Raw genomic sequence first — 4212 nt, 5'->3', positions numbered from 1 at the left:
ACCCGGCCGCCCAGGCGACGTCCGGCCGCTCGGGCAGCCCCCACACGGGCACGGCGACCGGCGGTTCGAACCCCTGGCCGGTGAGCAGCACGGTGTCGGAGAGGAAGGCGTGGAGCTGGGCGAGGTTGGCGGGCCCGCCCTCGGCGAGGTAGCGGTGCGCCTCGGCGGCGGTGCCGATGGGAACGGTGGACAGCTCCATGAGGTCGGCGTCGGGGGCCTGCTCGCCGCCCAGAACCACCACGGGCACGCCCGCGCCGAGCACAGCGTCAAAGCCCTCGTCCCACGAGCGACGGGAGCCGAGGATCCGCACCACCAGCAGGTCGGCGCCGTCGAGCAGCCCGGGCAGGTCGCCCGCCGGATCGATGCGCGACGGGTTGCCGAGCGTGTAGGTCGCCCCTGACTCCCGCGCGGACAGCAGGTCCGTGTCGGACGTGGACAGCAGGGCGATGCGGGGCTCGCGCTCGTCAGTCGGCGCCGACACAGCGCCCTCTACGGATGTTGCAGTGGCATCGTCAGGGGACGCCGAACGCCGGTCGTGGCGCATGTTCTTCTCCAAACCCTCGTGGAACATGTCGCCGTGGCCGGTCTCCTGGCTTTCGCATCGACGCCGCGCGACCGACCTTCCCGGACCATGAGGCCAGTGGTCTCCGTCCCGATGAGGACGGACGAGGGTCGCGCTGCTCCGCGACTACAGTGGCGAGGGCCGCGCCGGCTTTTCCTCCGGCTTCCCGAGCACCACGGCACCCGCGATCCTATCCGCCGCCGCGCGTGTCCGGCGCGCCGCCCCGCTCTCCGCCACGCCCCCGCGACGACCTGCACGACCCCTTGACGCGCCGCCCCGCTCCCACCCCCACCGCGGGCACCGATGCCAGACTGGCGGTCGTGAACGCTCCCGAATCCTCCCGACGCACTCGCGGCGACCTGTGCCCCGGCGTCCTGCGCCCGTGGCCGGCCGCCGATGGCGCCCTGGTGCGCCTCCGGATCCCGGGTGGCCGCGTGTCACCGATGTCCCTCGCCGCGCTGGGCGAGGTGGCAGAAAAATTTGGCGACGACGACAACGTCGCCCTGCACATCACCACCCGGGCGAACTTGCAGATTCGCGCACTGCCCTCCGGCCCCGACGGCCAGTTGCCGGCTGAGGTGGTGGACGCGATCGCCGAGACCGGGCTGCTGCCGGCTCCCGAGCACGAGTTGGTGCGCAACATCCTCGTCTCGCCCCTGACCGGACTGGACGGCGGCAGGGCGGACCTGCGGCAGGTCACCACCGCCCTGGACGCAGGCCTGGTGGCACTGCCGGAGCTCGCCGGACTGCCCGGGCGTTTCCTGTTCGTCCTCGACGACGGTCGCGGGGATCTCATCGAGCAGTCCTGCGACCTGGGGCTGGTGGCGCTGGACGCCGAGACCGCGCAGCTGCGCGTGGGCGAGAACTGGGCTGGCGTCGTGCCGCTGGCCGAGGCCGCCGAGGAGCTCGTCGGGCTGGCCCGGGCATTCGTCCGGGTCCGCGGCGGTGGCCCGGATGCGCCGTGGCACGTCCGTGAGCTGACCGCCGACCTGCGTGCGGAGCTGACGGTATTCGGCGCGCCCGATCCCCGCCTGCCAGCGCCGATCCCGCCGTTGCCCTACGGCCCGGTCTCGGGCGCCAGCACCCTCGAGCACGTCGAAGCCCCCGACGGGGTGCTCGACCGCGACCTGATCGGCCGCCTCACCAGCCCCGACGTGCGGGAGCTGATCGTGACCCCGTGGCGGGGTGTCCTGGTGGTCCCCGCGTAGGCTGCGAGGCGTCCCACGGCGAGGAACCCGGTGCGATTCCGGGGCGGTTCCGCCACTGTGAGGCCCGCTTGCCGGGCCCAGCCAGATACTGGCCGAGGGATCGACGCGGGGAGGTCAGCCCGGGTCGCGCTACTTCTTATGCGGGGCGAGAACCCCGAGGAGGACCCATGCCTGGTGCCGTTCGGCCGCCGCGTCGCTATGAGTACATCGACGACGGCCCCGCCATCTACGTCGACTCATTCGCCACCATCCGCCGGGAAGCCGACCTGTCGCGGATCCCAGCCGATGCGGAGAAGCTCGCGGTCCGGATGATCCACGGCACCGGGCAGACCGACCTGACCGCTGACCTGCAGGTACACCCCGGGCTCGTCGGCGCCGCCCGCTCGGCACTCGAGGCCGGCGCGCCGATTCTCTGTGACGCCCACATGGTCGCCTCCGGTGTCACCCGTGCCCGCCTGCCGTACGCCAACGACGTGGTGTGCACCCTGTCCGATCAGAGGGTCCGCGAGTTGGCCACCGAGATGGGCACCACCCGCTCCGCCGCGGCCCTCAGCCTGTGGGGCGACCGGCTGAGCGGCGCCGTGGTGGCGATCGGCAACGCTCCTACCGCCCTGTTCCACCTACTGGAGATGCTGCTCGACGGCGCTCCGCGCCCCGCGGCGATCGTCGGCTGCCCGGTCGGGTTCATCGGCGCGGCCGAGTCCAAGGCGGCGCTCGCCTCGTTCGCCTCCGACCACGGCATCGACATCCCGTTCGTCACCGTCCACGGCCGCCGCGGCGGATCAGCGATGACCGCGTCCGCGCTCAACGCCCTGGCCCAGGAGACGGAGTGACCAGCGCAGCCCCCACCACTGACCAGACCCCTGGCCGCCTCTACGGCGTGGGCGTGGGCCCCGGCGATCCCGAACTACTCACCCTCAAGGCCGCCAGGCTCATCGGCTCCGCCGACGTGGTGGCCTTCCACGCAGGCCGCGGCAAGGAGTCCAACGCACGCCGCATCGCCGCCGACCTCATCCCCGCCAACGCCACCGAGGAGCGCCTCGAATACCCGGTGACCACGGGCGTCACCGATCACCCGGGCGGGTACGCGGGCGCGATCGCGGACTTCTACGAGCGCAGCGCCCAGCGGTTGGCCGGGCACCTGTCCGCTGGCCGGAACGTGGTGCTGCTGTCCGAGGGGGACCCGCTGTTCTACGGCTCCTTCATGTACATGCACGACCGGCTCTCCCCGCGGTTCGAGGTCGAGATCGTGCCCGGCGTCCCGGCCTTCGCCGCCGCCACCGCCGCGGCCGCCACTCCCCTGGTCCGGCAGACCGATGTCCTCACCGTGCTGCCCGGCACTCTGCCCGAGCCCGAGCTCGCGCGGCGTCTCGCCGATACCGACGGCGCGATCATCATGAAGCTCGGCCGCAACTTCCCCGCCGTCCGCCGGGCGCTCGAGGCTGCGGGCCGGCTGGACGGCGCCGTCTACGTCGAGCGCGCCTCGACGGACGCCGAGGAGCACCACCTGGTCCGCGACGTCGACCCCGACTCGGTGCCGTACTTCTCGCTCATCGTCGTCCCCGGCGACTCTCACCACATCGACCCCACAGGCCGCCGACCTGCACAGTTGGTCGTTCCCGCCGAGCCGACCAGCGCCCCGGACACGGCTTCCCCCGCAGCACCTAGCGGAGTAGTGCACGTTGTTGGCCTGGGACCGGGACCCGCAGAGTGGATAACCCCGGAAGTCACGCGGATCCTGTCCGAGGTGGATCACGTGGTGGGCTACGCACCGTACGTCAACCGGGTTCCGCAGCGTGAGGGCCTTCACCGTCATGCGTCAGGAAACACGGTGGAGGTCGACCGGGCAGCGTTCGCTCTCGATCTCGCGCTTGCCGGCGAGCGCGTCGCGGTGGTGTCGGGCGGGGATGCCGGCATCTTCGGCATGGCATCAGCCGTGTTCGAGGCCGCCGAAGATCCCCGCTTTGCGGGCATCGACATCCGCGTCGCTCCCGGAGTGTCGGCCGTTCAGGCGGTCGCGGCCCGGGTCGGCGCTCCGATCGGCGCCGACTTCGCAGTGCTGAGCCTGTCTGACCGCCTCAAGCCGTGGGACGTCATCGAGCGCCGCCTCGACGCGATCGCTTCCGCCGACCTGGTGCTCGCGATCTACAACCCGGCCTCGCGCTCACGCACCCACCAGGTGGCTGACGCCCGCGAGATCCTGCTCCGCCACCGCTGCCCATCCACACCGGTGATCGTGGGCCGCGACGTCGGCCGCGCCGAGGAGTCGCTCACGGTCACCACTCTCGCCGACCTCAACTGCGGCTCAGTGGACATGAAATGCCTGCTCATCGTGGGCGCTTCGGGTACCCGCGCGACTCGATCAGGAAAAGCGTGGAGTCCTAGGTTTGTACCGCGTGAGCAGTAGTGCCCCAAGCTGCGCTCGGGCAGCTACTTTCCGGA

3 protein-coding genes, 1 pseudogene and 2 riboswitches are annotated in these 4212 nt (G+C 71.9%); of the genes and pseudogenes, 3 read left to right on the top strand and 1 reads right to left on the bottom strand.

From position 1 onward, the window contains the following. Nucleotides 1-571: pseudogene (cobN, locus tag G6016_RS15455) on the bottom strand (cobaltochelatase subunit CobN); the annotation flags it as partial. After that, a riboswitch (cobalamin riboswitch) is annotated at nucleotides 563-755 on the bottom strand. (Overlaps the previous pseudogene by 9 nt.) Nucleotides 756-882: 127 nt before the next feature. Here cobN and G6016_RS15450 point away from each other — a divergent pair. The 3 genes from G6016_RS15450 to G6016_RS15440 all read left to right on the top strand — a co-directional run bounded on the left by G6016_RS15450 (nucleotide 883) and on the right by G6016_RS15440 (nucleotide 4177). After that, nucleotides 883-1770, top strand: a complete 888-nt coding sequence (locus tag G6016_RS15450; protein WP_182633498.1) for a ferredoxin-like domain-containing protein — start codon at nucleotides 883-885, stop codon at nucleotides 1768-1770. 22 nt (nucleotides 1771-1792) lie between these two features. Beyond that, nucleotides 1793-1859, top strand: a riboswitch (cobalamin riboswitch). Nucleotides 1860-1937: 78 nt separating this feature from the next. Beyond that, complete coding sequence (locus G6016_RS15445) at nucleotides 1938-2603, top strand: precorrin-8X methylmutase (RefSeq protein ID WP_182633497.1); 666 nt, start codon at nucleotides 1938-1940, stop codon at nucleotides 2601-2603. Continuing rightward, nucleotides 2600-4177: a precorrin-2 C(20)-methyltransferase gene (locus G6016_RS15440; protein ID WP_182633496.1), complete on the top strand. Its 1578-nt coding sequence runs from the start codon at nucleotides 2600-2602 to the stop codon at nucleotides 4175-4177. Before G6016_RS15445 ends, G6016_RS15440 begins: the two co-directional genes overlap by 4 nt. The last annotated feature ends 35 nt before the right edge of the window (nucleotides 4178-4212 follow it).

This window comes from Dietzia aerolata (assembly GCF_014144865.1).
GTDB classification, from domain to species: Bacteria; Actinomycetota; Actinomycetes; order Mycobacteriales; family Mycobacteriaceae; genus Dietzia; species Dietzia aerolata.
This window is presented reverse-complemented; position numbering and strand designations above follow the sequence as displayed.